Here is a 21,181-nt window from a genome sequence, read left to right as displayed (position 1 = left end):
AGAAGCCTCGATGCCGACTCTGCGTTCGGCCTTCGCTTTCCGGCGATTCGTGGGCGCCTGATGGCGCCTCACGCCGCGCGGGGTACCGCTCCCGAGGGGCACCGGCCCCTCAGGCACCGTCTCCGGATACTTCTGCCACCGGGATACGCTGTTTCTCTGCCGCCTTGCTGCTGAGCCGGGTGGCCTTCTCACGCTTCTTGCGCTGCACCACCATGGGCGGGCACTTGCGATCGTTGTGGTAGGTCACCTGGCAATCCAGGCAGTAGTGGCACTCGTTGGGGTTGATCCGGCCATCGGGATGGATCGCCTGGATATGGCATTCGTGGGCGCAGATCTGGCAGGGCTTGCCGCACTCCTTGTGGCGGCGCAGCCAGTCGAACAGCCGAATGCGTGCAGGGATCGCCAGGCCGGCCCCCAGCGGGCAGACATAGCGGCAGTAGAACTTGTGGTTGAAGGCGCTGATCACCAGCAGCAGCACCGCATAGAGCACGAAGCCCCACTCGCGCTGGAACTTCAGCAGCACCGCCGTCTTGAAGGGCTCGACCTCGGCGTAGATCTCCGCCTGGGTCAAGGACTGCAGCGAGATGGCGAACAGCCCCAGCAGAATGATGTACTTCAGTGCCCAGAGACGCTCGTGAACCACGAAGGGCAGCTCGAACTGCGGCACCTTCAGTTTCAGCGCCACCGCGCTGATCAGCTCCTGCATGGCGCCGAAGGGGCAGAGCCAACCGCAGTAGACGCCGCGCCCCCATAGCAGCAGCGAGACCGCCACGAAGCTCCAGAGAATGAACATCATCGGGTCCATCAGGAAGGTGGACCAGCGGAAATCGGTGAACAGCGCGTTGGTGAAAGTGAAGATATTCACCACCGAGAGCTGCGCCAGGGCATACCAGCCGATGAACACCACCGTATAGACCAGGAAGCTGTAGCGCAGGGTGTGCAGCAGTCGAGGCCGTTTGGCCAGCATGTCCTGAAACAGCAGGATGAAGGTCAGCACGCCCAGACCGGCCCCCAGCACGATGATGTGCATGACCCGATCTTCCCAGACCGAGATCCACAGGGGCGGTCCTCGTCGGCGTCGAGCATGGCATCGGCGGGCGGCTCGGGAATCTCGAGGAAGCGCTCCGGCACCGTCACCTCCGCTGCGAAACCGGCAAACTCGGTGTCCAGAGCCCCCACCTGACGACGCACTAGCAGCTCGACCTCCCACGCCTGGCCGGGGTCGAAGCCCGCCTCTTCGCGCAGGATGAAGATATCGCGCTCGGGCAGGCGCGGCGCTCCCTCGGCGTCGATGCCCCACAGGCGACGCATGTCGGTATCGCGGAACTGATCCGAGCGGCCGCCGTGATGGATCAGGATGCGGTCGTAGATGCCCCCGCGCACGAAGCCGGAGCCCTTGAAGGAGTATCGGCCATCGGCCAGCAGCGCCAGCGCATGCTCGTTCTCACCGAGGCTTTCCATCAGTTGCTCGTACTGGCGCTCGCCCAGCAGATTGCGGCCAATGGTGGGAACGTTCAGGTAGGCGAAGTAGAGATCGATGAAGGTCTCGTCCTCGCGCCCCTCCGGCGCGGCTTCGACGCCCTCGGCATCGGTGCCGACGAAGGCGTCGTCGACCTCGCCACGGGTCAGATGCAGATGGCCGATGGCGCCCTGCTCCTTGAGCTCGGCCCAACTGGCCTCCTCGAAGATATCCTCGCGAACCGTGGCCGGCTCCCTGACGGCGGCGGTGATGATCCCCAACTGACGCGCCAGCTGGCGGGCCGAGCGCATGATGCCCTCGCCCATTACCACGACGGTGACGGTGGCACCGGACACCGCGTCGACGTGCTCATAGCCTTCGCGCTGCTGGCGCGAGAGGCCGACACGCACCTTCTGGCGGATCGACTTGCCGACGTACTGATCGACGAAATCGTCGAGCACGGTCTCGGGGATGCCGACCAGCATGATCGGTTCGGAGTGATCCAGCACCTGCACGCCGGTGATTCGGCCTTCCAGATCCATGCCGACGCGCATATTGACGGGATAGCCGGAGTAGGCGGGAATGGGCGCGAGGTCGTTGGTCTCGAAGACATAGCCGACGATCTCGCCATCTTGCAGCACCGGCACGGCCGGGGCGTCCTCCAGGGGCTGCCCGACGCTGCTGGCCTCGGGGAACATCTCGGGCAGCCAATCCGCCGCCGTGGCGACCGTGGGCAGCCAGAACATTACCAGCAACACCAGCAGCCAGGAGTGCAACAACCTCATTCCATTCGTCTCCATCATGTTCATGCCGACTGGACGTCCGCCGGAACCGGCGCCTGCACTCCGTGACATGGAAAAGCCCCGACCGTGGCACATCACCGCAACGACACCCTTCCTGTAGTACCCTGGGGCGTGCCTTGCGCAGCCGGAAAAAGCGTATATTCGATACCTGTTTAACGTTAGCATAGCCAGGGGCTGAAAACCTGACCTGTATCAAACCTGGCCACTCATGCCGCATTCAGCCGGAAAATCGTGACAACTGCGTTGATCTGGCAACGAAAGGGTCGATGCGACATTGACGCCCTGGGAGGGCCCTGGAGAGCTCTTCTCGCCTTCCCGACAAGGTGATAGTCTCGATCGCACTGTGCTCAACTCCCTCCGCGGGGCTCACGGAGTCGCCATGACTGAAGAACCGCTCAATGCCATGCGCAATCCATTGATCATCCATCAGCGCCAGCTGGTTACCGAGTACGCCTTCTGCCTGGGTGATATTCCCACCCCGATCCGGGTACGCCTCTACCGTCAGTTGGAAGAGGGACGGGTGAGCTGTGAACAGAGCCACTACATCCAGACCCCGCTGCAGGACGAACCGATCTTCGAAAGCGCCGACGACCATCCCAGCGTCGAGGCCTGCCTGAAAACCATCACCGACGACATGGCCGAGCAGTACCGGCAGGCCGAGCAGGCCGGCCATCGCCCCTCGGAGAGCTGGCTGCTGCCGAGTCGCGATTTCGACTGATGAACGGGGGCCGGCTTTAGATGAACGTCTGCCGGGGCGATCCGCCGCTCCCGGGGCGACCTGACGCATGTCAAGGGCAGCCGTACGCGCAGCGGGTAGAATGGCGCTACACGACTCGGACTAGGGTGACACCATCATGCGCGCTGTGCTTCCCGCTCTGCTCGCTCCCCTGCTGCTGATCCTCGCCACGAGCGCCCTTGCCGAGGCGTCGACGCCACAGCGCGACGCGAAACCGCAGCCAACCGACGAAGCGGCAGCCCTCGGTTACGTCGGCGACCCCAAGCGCGGCGCCGAAATGGCCAAGCTGTGCACCAGCTGTCACGGCTACCAGGGGCGCAGCGTGACCTCGCGCTATCCCAGCATCGCCGGGATGGATGAAACCCGCTTCATCGAAGGCATGAAGGCGCTGCGCGCCGGCGAAGAGGCCACCGAATGGCCAGCATGACCCGTGGCCTGAGCGACCAGGACATCGCCGACCTCGCCGCCCACTACAGCCGCCTGGAGGCGCCCGAAAGGCCGTGATGGCTCGGCGTCCAGGGTCGTGAATGCTACCATCGCCCTCCTGACCTTCAGGATGACCGGGCCATGATCCAGACCCTTGCCGCCACTGCACGCCTCGCCGCGCTGGCTGTCGGCCTGAGCGCCGCGCCGCTGGCCGGCGCCACCACCTTCAACACCAGCGACCTCGAAACGCACGGCCGCTGGCACTCCGTGACCCTGACGCTGGGCGAGGAGCGCCACTTCCGCGCCCTTGAGCAGTACAGCTACAGCGACACCCTGCTTAGCCTCAACTTCACCCCCCGGGTCTGCGACCTGCCGTGGCTGGAGGTTCGCGTCGAGCTCGACGAGCATCAGGCCAAGAGTCGGGTGGCCAACCTGGTCCCGGCCGACCTGCGGGTCGATCACGACACCCTCCATAACGGCATGGCGGAGTTCATCACCCAGCGCGGTGACAGCGGCTTCTATGTGAACTTCTACCTGAACGAGCAGGAGCTATTGATCGAGGAGATGCGCCGCGGCGACACCCTGCGACTGCGCCTGACCCGTGCCGAGGAGGACTACTGGTTCCTGAGCTTCGCGCTCGACGGTGCCGATGCCGCCATCGCCCGGGCCGAGCGGCAATGCGAGGCGGCCGGCTGATGGCGACGCTGCTGTTTCGGCTATCGCATGTCTCCGAAGAGGAGGCCTGGGAGGTGCGCCGGCTGCTCGACGAGCACGGCTTCGACACCTACGAGACCCATGCCGGCTTCTGGAGGCTGGGGGTCGACGCCATCTGGCTGCGCGACGACACGCAGCTGGAGGCGGCGCGGGAGGCGCTAGACCGCTACCAGGCCGAGCGCCAGGCGCGGGAGCAACAGGCGCATGCCGACCGTGTCGAGCGAGGCGTGGCGCCCACCCAGTGGCAGCGCCTGTGCCAGCATCCCGTGCGGGTGGTGCTGGCCATCCTGGCGGTGCTGGCCATCCTGGCCCTGACCCTGGCGCCCTTCCTGGGGCTGATCGAGGCCTTCGGCGGCGCCTGACCCGCCGAAAGCCGAATGGCGATTCACCACCGCCGTCATGGGCTCAGAAGCGGGTGGTGAGATCGGCCCACAGGGTGCGGCCAGGCTCGTTCACCCGTGCATCCGAGGCGCCCAGGTCAGCGCTGCCGCGCTGAATATGCTCGGCATAGGTGCGGTCGAAGAGGTTATCCACACCCAGCGTCAGCCTGGTGTTGTGGAAAAGCTCGCGGCCGGCATAGGCCGACACCGTGGCAAATCCCGGGGTCTCGTCGGTATCCAGGCTGTAGATGGTGCCCTGCCCCTCGGCGATACGATCCTGGCGCATCACGCCACGCCACAGCACGCCGCCGAAATAGGCATTTTGCGCATAGTCCAGCCCCAGGGTGGCCTCCAGCGGCGGGGTCTGGGCAAGCGGTAGATCGTCGGTGTCGTTGTCGCTGCGCACCCAGGCCAGGGAGGCGCTCAGGCTCCAGCTGTCAGTGAGGTTCACCGCCATGTCGGCCTCGGCGCCATAGGTCGTGGCATCGATGTTGCGCGCCCGCGGACCGCTTCCAGACTCGTCCACCAGGATGTAGTCGTCATACCAGCCGTAGAAGAGCGACAGATTGGCGCTCAGGCGCTCTCCTCGCCAGCTCGCACCGCTGTCGAGCTGTGTCAGCGACTCGGTGCCGAGATCGAAGACCCGGTTGCGCTCCCAGAAGTCGCCGGCCCGCTCGGCGCGCCCCAGCCCGGCGAACAGACTCAGCGGCTGCTCGTCCAGCGCATACTCATAGCGAGCGAAGCCGCTCCACAGGGTCGAGCGCTCGGTCTCGCCCCGCTCGGCGCCGCCGAAGCCTGCCGGATCGAGCGCCTCGGCCTCGGTGCGGTCGACGCGCAGGCCAAGGGTCAACCAGCTGCGCGCGCCCAGCTCATGCTCGATCTCGGCGAAGGCCCCCAGATCGGTGAATTCGGCACGCCCGCTGCGCGGCTGCTCGCGCCAGCTCGTGGTGCCCCGCCAGCGGTGGCGATTCTCGGTATAGTCGAGGCCAGTCGACAGGAAGGTCGCCTCGCCGAGCAGAAGTTCCGCGGCCAGCCGGGCGCCCTGGGTACGCCGGTCGGGATTGCTGGCCATGGCCATCATCGGCGCCTCACGCAGGCGGAAGTTGTCCATGACATGATCGACGTAGTTGTAATAGGCCGTTGCCTCGACCTCGGTCAGCCAGGGTGCCAGGTTCTGACGCGTCACGCTCAGAGTATAGCCGGTACGAGCGAACTCGGTGCCGTCCATGCCGCGATCGTCATAGGCGGCTTCGGCATCGCTGCGGTCGTAGGCAAGCTCGATGCGGGTGTCGGAATCCGGCGTCCAGCCGACAATGGCGGTACCGCTCCAGCGATGGTACTGCGAATGGACCTCGTTGCCGTCACCGTCCTGATAGTCATCTTGATCGGAAAGCGTACCAATCAGGCGCACATAGCCATCCTGATTCCCGGCAGTCATATCGCCCACCAGATCGAAGCGGTCGTGGCTACCCAGGGTGGTGCTGGCGAAACCCTCCACGGTAGACTCGGTCAGCACCGGCTTGTCGCGTTCGAAGCGCACCACCCCGGCCGGGGCCACGCCGTAGCGCACGCTCTGAGGCCCTTTGATGATCTCGACGCGATCATAGGCCTGGGGAAAGATATAGGCGGTCGGCGGGTCCATGCGTCCGCCGCATCCCCCAGGATGCTCGTTCCACCGGCCTGGATGGCCAGCCGTGAGCCGCCCAGTCCGCGCAGTTCGGGATCGCCGCTGGTGCCCCCTTTACGGCTGACGGCAAAGCCGGGGATTGACTTGAGGAAGGCGCCGCCGTCTTGAGCCGGCAGCGGAAGACGCGGCTGGCGCGCATCGGTGGAGACCGTGTAGGGATCGGCCATGGCCGGCGCGGTGATGACCAGGGTCGACATGGCCGGCGAGGCAAGCGGCGCCTGATCCGCCGCCATGGCGACCTGCCAGGTGAACAGGGAAACGGCGACCGCCAGAGGCTGGCGAAACGATAGGGAGTGATGCAGCATATTGGGCTCTCGAATCAAGTAATGGCCGCCTTAATAGGCAAAACAGGTGCCAGTTATGACCCAAGCCCGCTGAAAATAGCTAACACACTGACATAAAGGAAAATTTTCCGTCAGGACAAGACGGCATGACCCGCCCGCGGATACCTCGCCCGGCGTCGAACAGGTTAAATGCCCGGATCAGCAAGGCAAATGCCACATCGCACCCACGGTGCAAGAAGCAGATAGCAGGCAAAAAAACGGCCCCGAGCGGGGCCGTGCAAGGGCTTCTTTCTAACGAAACGGTATTATTTATAAGCAGCTTTCATGCCAATGTTAGCCATTACCACCATGAATATACATCTCCTTGATTTGACAGGCCTGTTTCCGCACTTTTCCTGTCCTGGCAGGCGACAGCCGACCCGCTGCCTGAGTATGCTTGTGTCATCTGCCACGCCGGTCAAGGCAGATGACACAGCATGGTGAGATTACGCAAGCGATTGCCGCGGCACATCCGGGGAGCAAGCCGTCATGCCGGCTGAGTGGACCATCGCCTTTCTGCTGGGGCTACTCAGCAGCACCCACTGTCTGGGCATGTGCGGCGGCATTGCAGGCGCTTTGACGTTCAGCCTAGCCCCCGAGGTGCGAGCGAGACCGCGCAGGCTGATGGGTTTCAACCTGACCTACAACGCCGGACGTATCAGCAGCTATCTGCTGGCCGGCGCCCTGGTCGCCGGCAGCGCCGGGATGCTGAGCGGCGCCGTGGGCGCTACCCACCGCCCGCTGATGACGCTGCTGGGGGCCGGCTTTCTGGTCGCGGTCGGGCTCTATATCGGCGGCTGGTTTCCCCGCTTCGCGCGTATCGAGGCGGTGGGACGCCCACTGTGGCGCTACCTGGAACCTTTGGGGCGGCGGCTGCTGCCGGTCCAGCGCCTCTATCAGGCCTATGGCTTCGGGCTGGTGTGGGGCTGGCTGCCCTGTGGCCTGGTCTACTCCGCGCTGGTCTACAGCCTGACCACGGAGGATGCCCTGCGCGGCGCGCTGTTCATGCTGTTCTTCGGCCTTGGCACCATGCCGATGCTGTTCACCGTCGGCGTCATGGCCAGCAGCGCGGCCGCCACGTTGCGCGCACCGGCCACGCGCAGGCTGGCCGGGCTGATCATCATCGTACTGGCCCCGGTGCCGCCGATGCTCACCCACTGGGGCGGGCCTTGAAGGGAGATCGGATGAACAGGGTTACGGTAAACCACGCCTCGCGCTTCGAGCTGATCGGCGATTCCCCCGCGCTGCAGGCGGTGGTGCGCTCTGCGCGCCTGGTGGCCGCTACCGACGCCACGGTGTTGATCCTGGGCGAGAGCGGCACCGGCAAGGAGCTGCTGGCACGCCTGGTGCACCAGAGCAGCCGCCGTGCTCAGGGCCCCTGGGTTACCCTGAACTGCGCTGCACTCCCCGAGGATCTGGTCGAGTCCGAGCTGTTCGGCTACCAGCGCGGCGCCTTCACCGGGGCCCAGGCCGACACCCCCGGCCGCGTGCAGCAGGCTCACGGCGGCACCCTGTTTCTCGACGAGGTGGCCGAGCTGCCACCGGCCGCACAAGCCAAGCTGCTGCGCTTTCTGGAGTACGGAGAGTGCCAGGCGCTGGGCGCCGGGCGCGTGGAGCGGGTCGATGTCCGTATCCTGGCCGCCACCCATCAGGACCTTCGCACCCGGGTCGCAGATGGCACCTTCCGCGAGGACCTCTTCTATCGCCTGCACGTCATTCCATTGGAGCTGCCGCCGCTGCGTGAACGCGATGGCGACCTGCCGCTGCTCGCGCGGCGCTTCTGCGAGGAGCTTGCCAGCCGCCATGGCGTCGCGCCCCCCAGGCTTGCCAGCGACCTGCTGAGCCGGCTCGCCGGCCATCCATGGCCCGGCAATGTTCGCGAACTCCGCAACCTCATCGAGCGCTGCGTGGTGCTGATGCACGGACGCACCATTGGCGCCGACGACCTCCCCGACGACTGGCTGCAGGCCGCCACGCCTCGTCAGGCTAACGCCCCTTGGCAGCTGCCCGCCGGTGGGGTAAGCCTCGAGGCGCTGGAGGGGCAGCTGATCCGTCAGGCGCTGGAACAAGCCCAGGGAAACCGCTCCCGGGCGGCACGACTGCTGGGGCTGACCCGCGACACCCTGCTCTATCGGATGAAAAAGCACGCCATCGCCTGACCCGCCTACGACAAGGCGCTACCCCGTAGGGGCAGCGCCTTGTCGCGGACTCCCACTCAGGGTTGGCTCAGTGGCCGATCGCCTCGCGCAGAGTGTCCGGCAGCGTCAGCTCGGTCCCCTCGGGCAGCGGCTCGAAGCCCTGGGCGTACCAGCGCTGACCGGCGTCGATGCGGCTGTACAGCTGGAAGGCCACCTTGTCGCCGGGCTCGAGCGCCGGCACCGCCTCGCCTTCCGGCAGGAAGAGGTGCATGCGCATGGCCATCATCACATCGGGAATGGCCTCGTGGGCCAGGGTCACCCGCCCTTCGCTCGGATCATGCCCGAGGAAGATACCGCGCACCGCGAAGGGGCCCGCCGCGGCTTCCGCTTCGCCATGGGCATGATCCTCCCCATGCGCCCCATGGCCGTGATGGTCCTCGCCGGCATGGACCGACAGGCTGAGCGCGGCGGCCGCCAGCAGCGCCGGCAGAGTCGCTATCTTCATGGCTCGATGTCCTCTATCGAAACAGCCGCCCCGAAGGGCGGCTGAAGGGTGAAAGCGCTGTTTTCACTGCCCATCAGTGAAACAGCCGAGTGTCGAGATACTCCACCGAGAGGTAGTCGTCGAAGGACCAGAGGCGCACGAAGCGACCCCGCTCGGTCATCTCTTCGCCCTCGCCGCCCCACACGCTCAGGCTCTGGGGCTCCTCGGGCATGCCGTCCTTGAGCTGCTCGAACCACCATTCGGCCATCTCTTCTGCCCAGGGCTGACCGTAGCGCGCCTCGAGCTGCTCCTTGACGCTGGCATAGTCCTCCACCTGAGGGTGGAAGGCCACCACCAGCGCCAACTGGTCGTTGCCGCCGGGGAAGACGTAGCGCACATCGGTATCCGGTTCGCCCTCGGCCTGCAGCTCACCGTCGATGATCACATCGCCGTCGCCGATTTCCTGCACCGAAACGTTGACGATGCTATCCGCCTCGAGGCGCTCCATCACCGCCTCGGCGGACATCCCGAAATCGGCGCTGCGATAGCCGCTGGGGCCTTCCGCCGCCACCGCGGCGCCGGCCGTGGACAGCGCCAGGGCGGTCAGCAGCCCGGTGGCCCAGGCTGCCAGTTGAGTGGTTTTCGCCATGCGAACTCCTCTGTTGCCGGTGCATCACCGCACCGCTTGCTGCTTGAATCAGGTCGCTCCCTGACCGGCTACTCGTCGTCGCTCGCTTCGACCACACGGACCACGCCCACCATGCCACGCTGCTCATGCGGTCGGCAGATGTATTCGTAGGTGCCGGGTTCGTCGAAGGTGCGCTCCCAGCTCTCATCCGGGAGCATGCGCAGCGGCGAGCCGATGTCCTCGTCCGGGAAATACACGTCGTGGAAGGAGCGACTCGTGGCGTTCACCCAGCGCACCGTCGTACCGGGGGTATCTCCAGTTCCGCCGGGAGAAACTCCATGTTCACCATGTCCACCACGACCACATCATCGTCAACGGCGCCGTTAGCCTCTTTCTCGCTGCCGGCCTGGGCCGCCCCGCTCATCAGCAGGGTGGCCAGCAGGCTGGCGCCAAGAGTGAGAAGACATTTACGCATTGCGACTTGCTCCTCTGGTGCCGGGGCGCATCACCGGGTGATGCGCGTAGCGTTGATTTCTACCATGTCGTCCTCGAAGTCGCCCGGGATCTCGGCGTCGAAGGCCAGGCCGTACTGCCAAGAGACGTGGTGGAAGCGCGATGAGGCGTAGTCATCGTGCAGGGCGACGTTGAAGCTGTACTTCCCATCGGTGGACAGCGGCTTGTCGCCTTCTACGCCGGTGCGCAGGGCCCGAGTCAGGTAGGCGGTCCAGACACCGTCCGCTTCCTCGGCGGTCATCACCACCGCCTCGCTCTCGGAGAGGTGACGCTGCTCGAGGATGTAGCCGCTCTCGGTCAGCGCATCGCCGCTCTTGAAGCGCGCCACGTCCAGGTAAGCGCCACCGCTCAGCAGCTCGGCGATCTCCTCCTCCTCACGGAGCTTGTCCCAGCCCCCGCGGGCGGCACCGCGACGACCACGGATCTCGATCTCGGTGCGGCTTTCGGTGAGGTACTTGGTGACCCCGTTCATCAGGTCGAGGCGCTCGGCCAGCTCGGACTGCGCCAGGGTCTCCTCATCCGGGGCATCCGGCATGTAGGTGGAGTCGTGGTGGCAGCTCGCCCAGCAGCCGCCGCGGTCGGCCATGTCGACGCGCTCGTCGGCGAAGCTCACGGTCAGCTTCATGGGATTGTCGGGATCCATGCGGCCGCCGTCGACGAAGGGCAGCGGCGCGTGCTCGCCGGCCTCCCACTGGAAGCGCATGAACAGGTAGTCGTCGTCGAAGGAGGCCTGCACGGTCATCGGAACGTGGCCGCGCTTGTCGCCCAGATCGAAGGTCTCGAACTTCTCGGCATCGACCGCCATCTGACCGATCTGCTCCTCTTCGCCAGCATGACACCAGATGCAGCGATCGCCGAAGCTGAAGGCACGGCCGCCGCCATGCTCGCTGCCGTCCTGGATCCACTCGATGGAGGCCTGGCCAGGCAGGAACAGGGTCACGTCCAGCGCCGGAACGTCGTCCCAGTCCAGGGTCGAGGCGATATCGCCCTCGGCCACCACGGCCTCACCCAGATCTTCGGCTTCCAGCGGCATTTCTGGCTCACCGCGGTCGAGGTCGGCATCGGTATCATGCGCAAAGCGTGCGGCCCACACCTCGGACTCGTCCCAGTCTTCCGGCAGCTCGTGGGCGATGCCCTGGTGGCACTCGATGCAAGTTTGGCCCTGCTCGAAGGCGCGGGCGTGCTCACGGGCCGCACGGGGGCCTGCTCTTCGAGATCCATGGCCGACCAGTCATGGCAGTTGCGACACTCACGCGAGTCGGTGCGCAGCATCGAGCGCCAGACGTTCTCGGCCAGGTGCAGCCGCTTGTCCTCGAACTTCTCCTTGGTGTTGATGGTCCCCAACATCCAGTGCCACACCTCGCGGCTGGCCTCGATCTTACGGATCATCTTGGGCCCCCAATCATCCGGCACGTGGCAGTCGGAGCAGGTGGCTCCCACCCCGGTGGCGTTCTGGTAGTGCGGCCGGTCGAGATACTCCTCGTGCACCCAGGTCATCTCGTGGCAGGCCGTGCTGCAGAACTTCATGCTGTTGGTGGCCTCCATCACCGTGTTGAAGCCCCCCCAGAACAGGATGCCGGCCACGAAAAAGACCGCGGCGGCCCCCAGCGAGGCCCCCATGATCGTCAACTTGCGCCAATTGCGTAGACGCTCCCCCATGATCACTCTCCCGAATTTGTCATGACACCCGTTATTGCCTTCATCAGCCTGACCTGCGCCTTGTTATGGTTATGGTGCCGGCCCCTTCTTCAGCGGCTCCGTGGCCCTGCCTGGCACGAAACGGCTGAAGAAGGGCCGGGGCGCCCTGGGGGCGCCCCGGCGGTCGGCTTAGCTGCGCAGGTACTTAGCCTTGCGGTTGTAGACGTTGAACTTGCCGGTCGGCGTGTTCAGGTTCTCGACTCGACCGATCTCTTCCATGGTCTTGTCGTCGTAGATGATGATGGCACCATCGTCCTGGTGGCCGCGGCCGCGGGCCCAGATGGAGACCCATACCTCGGTACCGGACTGGTCGTACTCCATGTGAAGCGCCACGGCGTCATGCTCCGGGGGACGATCCGCCACATGGATCGGGGTCAGCTCGCGGGTCTCCTTGTTCATGACCTGGACCCACTGATTGGCGAAGGCCTCCGGGTGCATGGACTGGTCGATCCAGACGTGCGGGGAGTCCGGATGGCTACGCAGGAAGAGCCCCGGGCCGTCGGTCTCGACGGTGCCGCAGATCTCCCAGGCGTGGTCCGGATGGTTCTCCGGGTCGGTACCCCAGAAGGTCACCAGCCCCTGGCCCAGGTGGGTGGTGCCGGCCACCGGACCACACTCCGGGTCGATCCAGTTGGCGCCCGGCCCCGGGTGGGGGATATCACCGGTATTGAGCAGGCTGACCAGCTTGCGCTCTAAGGTGTCGATGAAGGCCATCTTGTTGCTGAAGTTGGCCGCGATCATGAAGTAGCGGCCGGTCGAATCGAAGAAGCCGTCGTGCAGGTACTCGGCCGAGGCAATGTGATCGATGCGCAGGTTGTCGATATCGCTGTAATCGACCTGCCAGACCTGCCCGGTCTCCTTGACGTTGACCAGGAAGGAGGGCGCCATGGGCGTGTCATAGAGCGCCGCCACGCGGGCCTCGTGGACGTAGTTGCCCTCGGTGTCGTAGCCGCGGGTGGAGACGACCTTGAGCGGCTCCATGGTCTCGGCGTCGGCGATGACGAAGTGCGGGGGCCAGTAGCCGCCGCCGATGACGTACTTGTCCTTCCACTCGCCGTACTTGGAGACCGCTACGTCGCGGGCGTCGATACCGATGAACACCTCAGCGGTCACCTGGGGCGGGTCCATCCACAGGTCGATCTTGGAGAGGCGACCGTCGCGGCCCTGGACGTACCAGAAGCGGCCGTCGGAGCTCGACTTGGCCACGTGCACGGCGTAGCCGGTCTCGGCCTCGGTGACCAGCTCCTTGGTGTCGCCGTCGATGATGCCCATGGCGCCACGGTCACGCAGGATGGTGACCATGAAGTTTTCCCAGTTGCGATCGTGCTGGGGCTCGGTAGGCCACTGATCCTGCGGCACCAGAATTTCCCAGGTGTCGCGGATATCGGCCAGGGACATCTCCGGCGGCTCTTCCGGGGCCTGCTGGATGTACTTCGTGATCAGAGTGATCTCTTCTTCGCTGAGGATGCCGTCGAAGTTGTTCATCCCGCCTTCGGTGCCCAGCGTGATGATGCTCTCCAGCCGGCGCTGACCCATCTCGATGGTATCTTCGGGCAGCAGGCCCGGGCCGGTGGCGCCCTTACGCAGGGTGCCGTGGCAGCCGGCGCAGCGCTGGAAGTAGATGTCGCTGGCGCGGTCCATCTCTTCCGCGGTCATTTCTGGCGCCGCGGCCTGGGCGGTGCCCATCATGGCGGCCAGCGGGAAGCTGAGGGCGAAAATCCCCTTGCTCAATGCTCTCTTGTGCATAACGTGCCTCGCTTGGTTTCCCCTTGGGGTAGTGCCTGGCGGGTGTCCGGCAGGGCCGATACCGTCAGCTATCGGCCACTACCATCAGCCACCCTCCACCTAGGCTTAGTAGTAGCAGTTTTCGCCCCTGCTCACTTGACCACTGTCAATTGATGCATACTGGAGTTGACTTATGTCAGAGGTAGGGTCGAGAAATCGCTCCGAGGGGTTGTTTCGGCCCCCTCACAGCCGTTGGCGAAGCGCAGCAGGGCGTCGACATCGGCCACTTCCACGCAGTTGCGCTCACAGTGCACGCCGACCTCACGCAGCCGCGCCATGGCCCGCGAAAAGCTCTCCGGCTTCATGCCCAACCGCCCAGCAATCAACAACTTGTCGCAGGGCAGGCAGACAGTGGCGCGCTGGGCATCGCGCGGGCATAGCGAGACGATAAAGGCGGCCAGGCGCTGGTAGGTGGGCTGGTTGGTCAGCTGGTCGAGCTGGCGCACCAGGTAGCGCAGCATGGCCGAGAGGTTGGCCAGCAGATTGAGCGCCAGTTCGTGGTTCTGTTCGAGGGTCGAGAGGAAGTGATCGGCGGTGAAGATCAGCAGCCGGGCATCCTCGGCCACCGCGGCATGCACCGGGAAACCGAGTCGGTCGAACATGGCCGCCTCGGCAAAGGACTCCCCCCGGGTGAAGAGCCCTACCATGCACTCGTTGCCATCGGGGCTCTCGCGGAACAGCTTGACCCAGCCGTCCAGCACCACATAGAAGCGATCCGCCGGCTCTCCCTCGCTGAACAGCAGGGTCCCGCGCCGATAGCTGCGCTCCAGGGCGCCGCCGGTCAGCAGCGCCAGGGTGTCATCCTCCAGCCCGGTGAACAGGGGGACCTGCCGGACAGCCTGCAGGGCGTCACGGCTCAGCGGCGTCTTCATGAGCACCTCCTCGACTATGCATTCAGGATCCACCCTGTTCGGCCGCCTGGGCGACCTGGGCCAGGTTGCCGCGGATGATCTCGGCCTCGGCGGAGTCCTCATCCAGGGTGTTCAGCAGCCGCTCCCAGTAGCGCCGGGCCACGTCCAGCTCATTGGCATCGAAGGCCTGGGTGCCGGCCATCCACAGCCCCTGGGCGTGGTCGGGTCCAGCACCAGCGCCTGCTCGATCAGCGCCATGGGCTCACCGGCGAGGCTGCCCTGACGCTCGGCCAGCACATCGGCGTAGCGGGTGAGCAGGTCGGGGTCGCGCTCGCCGCCGTGGCGCATGGCCTCGCGGAAGGCGCGCTCGGCCCCCTCCAGGTCGTCGAGAAAGACCAGGGTCCGGCCCAGCAGCACCCAGCTCTCCAGGTCGTCCGGCTCCTGGGCCAGCCGCCCCTGCAGCTGCTGGGCGAGTCGTTCGAACTCTCGCTGCAGCTGCTCATCGCTGGGCGGCGCCTCCTGGGAGGCCGCCGGCATGGTCCCCGGCGGCGGCTGAGTGGCAAAGACCTCCTCGGCATGGCCCACGCTGAGATAGATACCCACCGCCAGGAAGGGCACCGCGGCAACGCTGGCCAAGGCCGCCACCCGGGGCAGGCGCCCGACGCCTGGCGGCGCCTCATGGCGTGGCGCTTCCGGGTCGATGACACCGGTGTCGAGCAGCTCGCGCTCCAGGTCGGCCAGGGCGATGTCGTACTGCGCCTGGGTCAGGGTGCCCGTCGTCAGGTCCTGGTCCAGCTCGCGCACCCGGTCGCGATGTATCGCCAGGTTGACCGCACGCTGTGACTCGATGTCTCCCCGAGGCGGCTCACGCAGCAGCGGGATCACCACGAAGGCCAGCGCCAGCAGACACAGAGCCAAGGCAAACAAGAGAAAGAGACCGTTCATCCATCACCTCCGGGGATCACTCGCCGCGATCCAGTCGCTTGAGCGCGGCGCGCTCCTGCTCGGTAAACTCGGGGCGCACCGCCATCTGCCGGCGCCCGCGTATGATCTGCCACCAGGCGCCGAGGCCAATCAGGGCCAGCAGAAAGGGGCTAGCCCACAGCAGGGCGGTATTGGCCTGCAGTGGCGGCCGGTAGCGCACGTAGTCCCGTAGCGGGCCACCATGAAGTCGACGATGGCGTCGCCGTCATGGCCGTCCAGGGTCATCTGGTAGACCCGCCGACGCATGTCGGCGGCGAGCTCGGCGTTGGACTCATGGATGGTTTCGCTCTGGCACACCGTGCAGCGCAGCTCGCGCACCAGGGTCTCGTACTGGCGCTGCTGGGCCTCGGTCTCGAAGGCGATGGGCTCGCCGATGGCCAGCGCCATGGCCAGGCCGGCCGGCAGCAGCCAAGCGACCAGGGCGACCAGCCCCAGCGGTAGGCCGCGAGCCGGATGGGAGAATCGATGCGTCATGACTGGGCGGCCTCCTGCTCGGCGCGAAGTTTCTCGACCAGCGGCAACACCTCGTCGAGCAGCAGCTGGCGATTCAACGGGCCGATGCGCTTGTAGCGGATGATGCCTCGGTGATCGAGCACGTAGGTCTCGGGCGTGGCGTAGACGCCCCAGTCCATGCCGGCGTCCCCCTTGGGGTCGTAGGCGATGACCTGGTAGGGACTGCCGCTGACGTCCAGGTAGCGCACCGCCGCCTCGCGCTCATCGCGGTAGTTGAAGGCGTGAATCGGGATGCCGCCCCGGGCCAGCTCCATCAGCAGGGGCTTTTCCTGACGACAGGTGCTGCACCAGGTGGCCCAGACATTGACCAGCGCCACCTCGCCGACGAAATCCTGCTCGGTGAGGGTGCGCCCGGCATCCTCCAGCGCTTCCAGCTCGAAGGCCGGGGCCAGCTGGCCCACCAGCGGCGAGGGTAGGTCGCGGGAGTTCATGCCCAGGCCGATGAACAGCAGCCCCAGCAGGGCAGACACCGCCACCAGCGGAATCAGCAGACGTAGGTTCATCAGGGGGTCACCTCCCGAGCGGCCACGGCGCTGGGGCGCTCTGCCTCACGCCGGGCACCGGCGCGGTGGCGCGCCAGCCGGTAGCGCTTGTCGCCGGCCGCCAGCAGCCCCCCCAGGGAGAGCAGGATGGCACCGGTCCACATCCAGAACATGTAGGGCTTGTAGTAGAGCCGGAAGCTCCAGGCGTCACCCACCAGGCGCTCGCCCAGCGAGACGTAGACGTCGCGGGTCGGCGCCCGGTGCAGTGAGGCCTGGTGCATGGGGTTGTTGGGCTGGGTGTCGTAGTAGCGACGCTGGGGCAGCAAGGTGGCCACCGGCTTGCCGTTGCGCGACACCTCGACCACCGCCTGGTCGGCGTCCCAGTTGGGGCCGCGCACCGCCTCCATGCGCTGGAGGGTGAAGTCGTAGCCGGCCGCCGAGGCGCGCTCGCCCGTCTCCATGCGCACGTCACGCTCCACCTCATAGGTATTCACCATGGCGATGGCGACCACGATCAGCGCCAGCCCCACGTGGGCCAGGTGCATACCGAGAAAGCTCGGCGCATGACCTTCTTGAGCCGGGCGGCCAGGGGCTGGCGGGCGCTGCCCATGCGCTTGTGGATATCCAGCAGGGCGGTGAGGATGATCCAGGTCGCCAGCATCAGCGACAGCGCGGTAAGCGGGCGCCAGGCGCCCACGGTGAGCGGCCATAGCCCGCCGGCGATCACGCTGACCGCCAGCACCCAGCGCAGCTGGCGAAAGGTCTGCCCGGGGTCGGCCTGCTTCCACATGACCGAAGGCCCGAGGCCGACCAGCAGCAGCAGCGGCAGCATCAGCGGGGCGAACACCGCGTCGAAGTAGGGAGGGCCCACGGAGATCTTGCCGAGACCGAAGGCATCCAGCGCCAGCGGGTAGAGGGTGCCGATGAATACCGCCGTGCAGGCCACCGCCAGCAGCACGTTGTTGGCCAGCAGCAGCGACTCCCGGGAGTACCAGTGGAAGGCGCCGCCGAGGCCCACCTTGGGCGCCCGCCAGGCGTAGACGGTCAAGGAGCCGAGCAGGGTCAGCGCCAGCATGCCGAGAATGAAGACCCCGCGCTCCGGGTCGGTGGCGAAGGCGTGCACCGAGGTGATCACCCCCGAGCGCACGATAAAGGCCGCCAGCACGACCAGCGCGAAGGTGATGATCGCCAGCATCAGGGACCACACCTTGAAGCCGCCGCGCTTCTCGGAGACCGCCAGGGAGTGGATCAGGGCGGTGGCAGTCAGCCAGGGCAGGAAGGAGGCGTTCTCCACCGGATCCCAGAACCACCAGCCGCCCCAGCCCAGCTCGTAGTAGGCCCACCAGCTGCCGATGGCGATGCCCATGGTGAGAAATACCCAGGCCACGGTGGTCCAGGGCCGCGACCAGCGCGCCCAGGCGGCGTCCAGGCGCCCCCCAGCAGGGCGGCGATGGCGAAGGCGAAGACCACGGCAGTGCCGACGTAGCCCATGTAGAGCAGCGGCGGGTGCAGGATCATCCCCGGGTCCTGGAGCAGCGGATTCATGCCGCGGCCATCGACGGGCCCGGGCACGACGCGATCGAAGGGGTTGGAGGTGAAGACGGTGAAGGCGATGAAGCCCACCGAGACCATGCCCAGCACGCCCAGCACCCGCGCCAGCATCTCGCGCGGCAGCGACTTGCTGAAGATTGCCGCCGCGACGCCCCAGGCGCCCAGCAACCAGACCCACAGCAGCAGCGAGCCCTCGTGCCCCCCCAGACTGCGGTGATCTTGTACATCAGCGGCTGGGTCAGGCTCGAGTGGCTGGCCACGTAGCGCACCGAGAAGTCGCTGACCACGAAGGCCCAGGTCAACACCGCGTAGGAGAGCGTCAGAAAGACGAACTGTCCCGCGGCGAGAAAGCGCCCCGTGCGCATCAGTCGCGCATCCCCTCGCTGGGCGCCCAGCAGCGGCAGTACGCTCTGGACCAGGGCCAGGCATAGCGCCAGAATGAGTGCAAAGTTTCCGAGTTCCGCCACCATGGATTGGCTACCTCCTGCCTGAATCGACCGAGACAGGAGCACCGCACGGCCGGTCAGGATCTGGACATCCCTGGCCGAGGCCGCGACCCTGCCCGCATCGGGAAGCCGCCGACTCGACCTGCATGCCTGGAATGGTCCGGGAAAGCCGCATAAAATCCATACGGGATACCTCTTTACTCCGGCCACTTCTGACCCACGTCAAACAATCCCCCGTGGCCGGATGTCGCAGCGGCAATCCCTGCTACACGGTGCCTGACAGCAGGGCCGCGAGCGCTTAAGCTGGCAGCCTGACAACTCTCACAGGAGCCCACCGTGCTGAAACGCCCCCTGCTGACCCTACTCGTGGCCGGCATCCTGCCGCTCGCCGCCCAGGCCGACGACCCCGCTGCCGACGTCATCCTGCACACCAATCATGGCCCCATCGCCATCGAGCTGTTCCAGGAAGAGGCCCCGGAGAGCGTCAACAATTTCTTGATCTATGTGCAGGAGGGTCACTACGACGGCACCCTCTTCCACCGGGTGATCGACGGTTTCATGGTCCAGGGCGGCGGCTTCGATGAAGACTTCCGCCAGAAGCCTACCCGCGACCCGATCACCAACGAGGCCAACAATGGCCTTTCCAACCAGCGCGGCACCCTGGCCATGGCGCGCACCGGCGCCCCCCACTCCGCCACCGCCCAGTTCTTCATCAACGTTGCCGACAACACCTTCCTCGACCATCAGAGCACGCAGTCCGGCCAGACCTGGGGCTATGCGGTCTTCGGTCAGGTGGTCGACGGCATGGAGGTGGTCGACGCCATTCGCCAGGTGCCCACCCGTACCCAGGGGCCCTTCCAGGACGCCCCCGAGACCCCGGTCATCATCGAGCGCGCGGAACTGCCGTAACCCCCAGACGCAGTGACGCCCCGTCACCTTGCGGTGACGGGGCGTCGTGCCGGGTGGCGATCGCGCCGGTGCCGGCCGCCGTGGCCTGGCGCTCAGCCGTGCCTGGCCGGCCAGGTGCGACGCAGGGCATGGAGCAGCAGTAGCGCCGCCCCTGCCCCCAGGGCATTGGCGAGCATATCCCATCCGTCGCCGCCGCTGCGGCCCGGCACCGGGATCTGCAGGAACTCGATGACGACGCCGTAGAGCACCACGCCGGCGAAGGCCCAGGGCAGCCTGACGCCAGCCAGGCCCACCAATCCCGCCAGGCCGCCATAGCCGACGAAGTGGTTGAACTCGTCCCAGGGCAGGCTCTGGGGCATCTGGCTGCCCGGGGTCAGGCTGCCCAGGGCGATCGCCAGCGCCCCCACGACGGCCAGCGCCGCCCATAGGCGGCGCCGGTCGCTGCTGTCACACCACTGCCAGAGCCGTCGCCAGGGTCCTGGCGTCTCAGGCATGCTGGTGCTGGATGGTGCGGTGGTACTGGGGGCTCAGCTCGTGGAGCGCCTCCATGAAGGCGGTGACGCGATCCGGGTCGGTAAACTGGCTGATGCCGTGCCCCAGATTGAAGACGTGGCCCGGGCCCTGGCCATAGCTGTCGAGGATGCGTGCCACCTCGGCGCGAATCGCCGCGGGCCGGGCGAACAGCACGTTGGGGTCCAGGTTGCCCTGCAGCGCCACCTTGTGGCCCACCCGGGCGCGGGCATCGGAGAGCTCGGTGGACCAGTCCAGGCCCACCGCGTCCGGGCCCGCCAGGGCGATGTCCTCGAGCCACTGGCCGCCGTTCTTGGTGAACAGGATCACCGGCACGCGCCTACCGTCGTGCTCGCGGATCAGGCCGGCGACGATCTGCTCCATGTAGCGCAGCGAGAACTCCAGGTAGGCCGGCGTGGAGAGCGCCCCGCCCCAGGTGTCGAAGATCTGCACCGCCTGGGCGCCGGCGCGAATCTGGGCGTTGAGGTAGTCGGTCACCGCGGTGGCCAGGGTATCGAGCAGCTCATGCATCACGCTGGGCGTGTCGTAGAGCATGGTCTTCACATGGCGGAAGTCCTTGCTGGAGCTGCCCTCGACCATGTAGGTGGCCAGCGTCCAGGGGCTGCCGGAGAAGCCGATCAGCGGCACCCGGCCACCCAGCTCGTGGCGGATGGTGGAGACGGCACGCATCACGTAGTCGAGGTCGCGCTCGGCATCCGGCGCCTTGAGCGCCGCCACCTCGTCGGCGGTGCGCACCGGCTTGCGGAATTTCGGCCCCTCGCCGGTCTCGAAATAGAGCCCCAGCCCCATGGCATCGGGAATGGTCAGGATATCCGAGAACAGGATGGCGGCATCCAGCGGATAGCGCTCCAGCGGCTGCAGGGTCACCTCGCAGGCCAGGTCCTGATTGCGGCACAGGTCCATGAAATTACCGGCCTCGGCGCGGGTGGCGCGGTACTCCGGCAGGTAGCGGCCGGCCTGACGCATCATCCACACCGGGGTGCGGTCTACCGGTTGACGCGCCAGGGCGCGCAGAAAGCGATCGTTCTTGAGTTCCATGCAGGCGGTCATCCACAGGAAATGTCGCGACATTGTAGCGCATCGTTTCGCGCTAGGCTTGACCGAGGCCAAGGTCTCGACCGAGGGATGCCCGTGAGGGCG

At 66.4% G+C, this 21,181-nt stretch carries 23 protein-coding genes and 3 pseudogenes; 8 read left to right on the top strand and 18 right to left on the bottom strand.

The genetic code is table 11. The features are described from left to right. Nucleotides 1–109: 109 nt before the first annotated feature. Complete coding sequence (locus ACSJDS_RS02510; RefSeq protein ID WP_473031972.1) at nucleotides 110–1,030, bottom strand: 4Fe-4S binding protein; 921 nt, start codon at nucleotides 1,028–1,030, stop codon at nucleotides 110–112. Beyond that, a complete protein-coding gene (locus tag ACSJDS_RS02505) occupies nucleotides 991–2,244 on the bottom strand; it encodes an FMN-binding protein (RefSeq protein WP_473031971.1) in 1,254 nt (417 codons plus the stop codon). The genes ACSJDS_RS02510 and ACSJDS_RS02505 overlap by 40 nt, the downstream gene beginning before the upstream one ends. 397 nt (nucleotides 2,245–2,641) lie before the next feature. Here ACSJDS_RS02505 and ACSJDS_RS02500 point away from each other — a divergent pair, with 397 nt between their 5' ends. The 5 genes from ACSJDS_RS02500 to ACSJDS_RS02480 all read left to right on the top strand — a co-directional run bounded on the left by ACSJDS_RS02500 (nucleotide 2,642) and on the right by ACSJDS_RS02480 (nucleotide 4,500). Then, on the top strand, nucleotides 2,642–2,980 hold the full coding sequence (locus ACSJDS_RS02500) for a hypothetical protein (protein WP_473031970.1): 339 nt from the start codon (nucleotides 2,642–2,644) through the stop codon (nucleotides 2,978–2,980). Between the two features lie 136 nt (nucleotides 2,981–3,116). After that, nucleotides 3,117–3,425 carry a c-type cytochrome gene (locus ACSJDS_RS02495; RefSeq protein WP_473031969.1) on the top strand — a complete coding sequence of 103 codons (309 nt, stop codon included), beginning with the start codon at nucleotides 3,117–3,119 and terminating at the stop codon, nucleotides 3,423–3,425. Continuing rightward, nucleotides 3,413–3,502, top strand: coding sequence for a c-type cytochrome (locus ACSJDS_RS02490; protein WP_473031968.1), 90 nt, complete (start codon nucleotides 3,413–3,415; stop codon nucleotides 3,500–3,502). Before ACSJDS_RS02495 ends, ACSJDS_RS02490 begins: the two co-directional genes overlap by 13 nt. Nucleotides 3,503–3,565: 63 nt before the next feature. Beyond that, nucleotides 3,566–4,120: a hypothetical protein gene (locus tag ACSJDS_RS02485; RefSeq protein WP_473031967.1), complete on the top strand. Its 555-nt coding sequence runs from the start codon at nucleotides 3,566–3,568 to the stop codon at nucleotides 4,118–4,120. Continuing rightward, entirely contained in the window at nucleotides 4,120–4,500 is a 381-nt protein-coding gene (locus tag ACSJDS_RS02480; protein WP_473031966.1) for a DUF6164 family protein, read from the top strand. Before ACSJDS_RS02485 ends, ACSJDS_RS02480 begins: the two co-directional genes overlap by 1 nt. A gap of 43 nt (nucleotides 4,501–4,543) precedes the next feature. On the opposite strand, the gene ACSJDS_RS02475 is transcribed toward ACSJDS_RS02480, so the two are convergent. Together ACSJDS_RS02475 and ACSJDS_RS02470 are read right to left on the bottom strand one after the other, a co-directional pair. Then, nucleotides 4,544–6,139 carry a TonB-dependent copper receptor gene (locus ACSJDS_RS02475; protein WP_473034958.1) on the bottom strand — a complete coding sequence of 532 codons (1,596 nt, stop codon included), beginning with the start codon at nucleotides 6,137–6,139 and terminating at the stop codon, nucleotides 4,544–4,546. Continuing rightward, nucleotides 6,028–6,510 carry a hypothetical protein gene (locus ACSJDS_RS02470; protein ID WP_473031965.1) on the bottom strand — a complete coding sequence of 161 codons (483 nt, stop codon included), beginning with the start codon at nucleotides 6,508–6,510 and terminating at the stop codon, nucleotides 6,028–6,030. Before ACSJDS_RS02470 ends, ACSJDS_RS02475 begins: the two co-directional genes overlap by 112 nt. 507 nt (nucleotides 6,511–7,017) lie before the next feature. Between ACSJDS_RS02470 and ACSJDS_RS02465 the strand changes: the two genes are divergently transcribed. Further along, entirely contained in the window at nucleotides 7,018–7,701 is a 684-nt protein-coding gene (locus ACSJDS_RS02465) for a sulfite exporter TauE/SafE family protein (RefSeq protein WP_473031964.1), read from the top strand. A gap of 11 nt (nucleotides 7,702–7,712) precedes the next feature. Beyond that, complete coding sequence (locus ACSJDS_RS02460) at nucleotides 7,713–8,687, top strand: sigma-54 interaction domain-containing protein (RefSeq protein ID WP_473031963.1); 975 nt, start codon at nucleotides 7,713–7,715, stop codon at nucleotides 8,685–8,687. 67 nt (nucleotides 8,688–8,754) lie between these two features. Here the strand turns inward: ACSJDS_RS02460 and ACSJDS_RS02455 are convergent, their stop codons facing one another. The 12 genes and pseudogenes from ACSJDS_RS02455 to ACSJDS_RS02400 all read right to left on the bottom strand — a co-directional run bounded on the left by ACSJDS_RS02455 (nucleotide 8,755) and on the right by ACSJDS_RS02400 (nucleotide 18,625). Then, a complete protein-coding gene (locus tag ACSJDS_RS02455) occupies nucleotides 8,755–9,171 on the bottom strand; it encodes a copper-binding protein (RefSeq protein WP_473031962.1) in 417 nt (138 codons plus the stop codon). 73 nt (nucleotides 9,172–9,244) lie between these two features. After that, complete coding sequence (locus tag ACSJDS_RS02450; protein ID WP_473031961.1) at nucleotides 9,245–9,799, bottom strand: hypothetical protein; 555 nt, start codon at nucleotides 9,797–9,799, stop codon at nucleotides 9,245–9,247. A 68-nt stretch (nucleotides 9,800–9,867) separates the two neighbouring features. Continuing rightward, nucleotides 9,868–10,065, bottom strand: a complete 198-nt coding sequence (locus ACSJDS_RS02445; RefSeq protein ID WP_473031960.1) for a cupredoxin domain-containing protein — start codon at nucleotides 10,063–10,065, stop codon at nucleotides 9,868–9,870. Next, nucleotides 10,062–10,253, bottom strand: coding sequence for a hypothetical protein (locus ACSJDS_RS02440; RefSeq protein WP_473031959.1), 192 nt, complete (start codon nucleotides 10,251–10,253; stop codon nucleotides 10,062–10,064). Before ACSJDS_RS02440 ends, ACSJDS_RS02445 begins: the two co-directional genes overlap by 4 nt. 30 nt (nucleotides 10,254–10,283) lie before the next feature. Next, the gene (locus tag ACSJDS_RS02435) at nucleotides 10,284–11,324 is read right to left on the bottom strand and encodes an ethylbenzene dehydrogenase-related protein (RefSeq protein WP_473034957.1); all 1,041 of its coding nucleotides are present in this window, start codon (nucleotides 11,322–11,324) and stop codon (nucleotides 10,284–10,286) included. Nucleotides 11,325–11,462: 138 nt separating this feature from the next. Then, a pseudogene (locus tag ACSJDS_RS02430) lies at nucleotides 11,463–11,836 on the bottom strand (NapC/NirT family cytochrome c); the annotation flags it as partial. A gap of 282 nt (nucleotides 11,837–12,118) precedes the next feature. Continuing rightward, nucleotides 12,119–13,720, bottom strand: a complete 1,602-nt coding sequence (locus ACSJDS_RS02425) for a cytochrome D1 domain-containing protein (protein ID WP_473031958.1) — start codon at nucleotides 13,718–13,720, stop codon at nucleotides 12,119–12,121. A 185-nt stretch (nucleotides 13,721–13,905) separates the two neighbouring features. Next, the gene (locus tag ACSJDS_RS02420; protein WP_473031957.1) at nucleotides 13,906–14,646 is read right to left on the bottom strand and encodes a Crp/Fnr family transcriptional regulator; all 741 of its coding nucleotides are present in this window, start codon (nucleotides 14,644–14,646) and stop codon (nucleotides 13,906–13,908) included. Nucleotides 14,647–14,757: 111 nt separating this feature from the next. Further along, a complete protein-coding gene (ccmI, locus tag ACSJDS_RS02415; RefSeq protein ID WP_473031956.1) occupies nucleotides 14,758–15,570 on the bottom strand; it encodes a c-type cytochrome biogenesis protein CcmI in 813 nt (270 codons plus the stop codon). A 16-nt stretch (nucleotides 15,571–15,586) separates the two neighbouring features. Next, nucleotides 15,587–15,996, bottom strand: a pseudogene (locus ACSJDS_RS02410) (cytochrome c-type biogenesis protein). An 83-nt stretch (nucleotides 15,997–16,079) separates the two neighbouring features. After that, entirely contained in the window at nucleotides 16,080–16,625 is a 546-nt protein-coding gene (locus ACSJDS_RS02405; RefSeq protein ID WP_473031955.1) for a DsbE family thiol:disulfide interchange protein, read from the bottom strand. After that, nucleotides 16,625–18,625 (bottom strand): annotated as a pseudogene (locus ACSJDS_RS02400) (heme lyase CcmF/NrfE family subunit). Before ACSJDS_RS02400 ends, ACSJDS_RS02405 begins: the two are co-directional and overlap by 1 nt. Nucleotides 18,626–18,979: 354 nt before the next feature. Between ACSJDS_RS02400 and ACSJDS_RS02395 the strand changes: the two are divergent. Continuing rightward, entirely contained in the window at nucleotides 18,980–19,510 is a 531-nt protein-coding gene (locus ACSJDS_RS02395; RefSeq protein ID WP_473034956.1) for a peptidylprolyl isomerase, read from the top strand. A 92-nt stretch (nucleotides 19,511–19,602) separates the two neighbouring features. On the opposite strand, the gene ACSJDS_RS02390 is transcribed toward ACSJDS_RS02395, so the two are convergent. Together ACSJDS_RS02390 and hemE are read right to left on the bottom strand one after the other, a co-directional pair. Further along, complete coding sequence (locus ACSJDS_RS02390; protein ID WP_473031954.1) at nucleotides 19,603–20,004, bottom strand: VanZ family protein; 402 nt, start codon at nucleotides 20,002–20,004, stop codon at nucleotides 19,603–19,605. Continuing rightward, a complete protein-coding gene (gene hemE / locus ACSJDS_RS02385; RefSeq protein ID WP_473034955.1) occupies nucleotides 19,997–21,079 on the bottom strand; it encodes a uroporphyrinogen decarboxylase in 1,083 nt (360 codons plus the stop codon). The genes ACSJDS_RS02390 and hemE overlap by 8 nt, the downstream gene beginning before the upstream one ends. Between the last annotated feature and the right edge of the window lie 102 nt (nucleotides 21,080–21,181).

This window comes from Halomonas sp. SL18_1, from assembly GCF_055755715.1.
This window is presented reverse-complemented; position numbering and strand designations above follow the sequence as displayed.

Bases quoted from the DNA above. Each gene is read 5' to 3' on its own strand.
- ACSJDS_RS02510 (WP_473031972.1), bottom strand. From the start codon at position 1,030: ATGCACATCATCGTGCTGGGGGCCGGTCTGGGCGTGCTGACCTTCATC.
- ACSJDS_RS02505 (WP_473031971.1), bottom strand. From the start codon at position 2,244: ATGAGGTTGTTGCACTCCTGGCTGCTGGTGTTGCTGGTAATGTTCTGG.
- ACSJDS_RS02500 (WP_473031970.1), top strand. From the start codon at position 2,642: ATGACTGAAGAACCGCTCAATGCCATGCGCAATCCATTGATCATCCAT.
- ACSJDS_RS02495 (WP_473031969.1), top strand. From the start codon at position 3,117: ATGCGCGCTGTGCTTCCCGCTCTGCTCGCTCCCCTGCTGCTGATCCTC.
- ACSJDS_RS02490 (WP_473031968.1), top strand. From the start codon at position 3,413: ATGGCCAGCATGACCCGTGGCCTGAGCGACCAGGACATCGCCGACCTC.
- ACSJDS_RS02485 (WP_473031967.1), top strand. From the start codon at position 3,566: ATGATCCAGACCCTTGCCGCCACTGCACGCCTCGCCGCGCTGGCTGTC.
- ACSJDS_RS02480 (WP_473031966.1), top strand. From the start codon at position 4,120: ATGGCGACGCTGCTGTTTCGGCTATCGCATGTCTCCGAAGAGGAGGCC.
- ACSJDS_RS02470 (WP_473031965.1), bottom strand. From the start codon at position 6,510: ATGCTGCATCACTCCCTATCGTTTCGCCAGCCTCTGGCGGTCGCCGTT.
- ACSJDS_RS02465 (WP_473031964.1), top strand. From the start codon at position 7,018: ATGCCGGCTGAGTGGACCATCGCCTTTCTGCTGGGGCTACTCAGCAGC.
- ACSJDS_RS02460 (WP_473031963.1), top strand. From the start codon at position 7,713: ATGAACAGGGTTACGGTAAACCACGCCTCGCGCTTCGAGCTGATCGGC.
- ACSJDS_RS02455 (WP_473031962.1), bottom strand. From the start codon at position 9,171: ATGAAGATAGCGACTCTGCCGGCGCTGCTGGCGGCCGCCGCGCTCAGC.
- ACSJDS_RS02450 (WP_473031961.1), bottom strand. From the start codon at position 9,799: ATGGCGAAAACCACTCAACTGGCAGCCTGGGCCACCGGGCTGCTGACC.
- ACSJDS_RS02440 (WP_473031959.1), bottom strand. From the start codon at position 10,253: ATGCGTAAATGTCTTCTCACTCTTGGCGCCAGCCTGCTGGCCACCCTG.
- ACSJDS_RS02435 (WP_473034957.1), bottom strand. From the start codon at position 11,324: ATGCCGCTGGAAGCCGAAGATCTGGGTGAGGCCGTGGTGGCCGAGGGC.
- ACSJDS_RS02420 (WP_473031957.1), bottom strand. From the start codon at position 14,646: ATGAAGACGCCGCTGAGCCGTGACGCCCTGCAGGCTGTCCGGCAGGTC.
- ccmI (WP_473031956.1), bottom strand. From the start codon at position 15,570: ATGAACGGTCTCTTTCTCTTGTTTGCCTTGGCTCTGTGTCTGCTGGCG.
- ACSJDS_RS02405 (WP_473031955.1), bottom strand. From the start codon at position 16,625: ATGAACCTACGTCTGCTGATTCCGCTGGTGGCGGTGTCTGCCCTGCTG.
- ACSJDS_RS02390 (WP_473031954.1), bottom strand. From the start codon at position 20,004: ATGCCTGAGACGCCAGGACCCTGGCGACGGCTCTGGCAGTGGTGTGAC.
- hemE (WP_473034955.1), bottom strand. From the start codon at position 21,079: ATGGAACTCAAGAACGATCGCTTTCTGCGCGCCCTGGCGCGTCAACCG.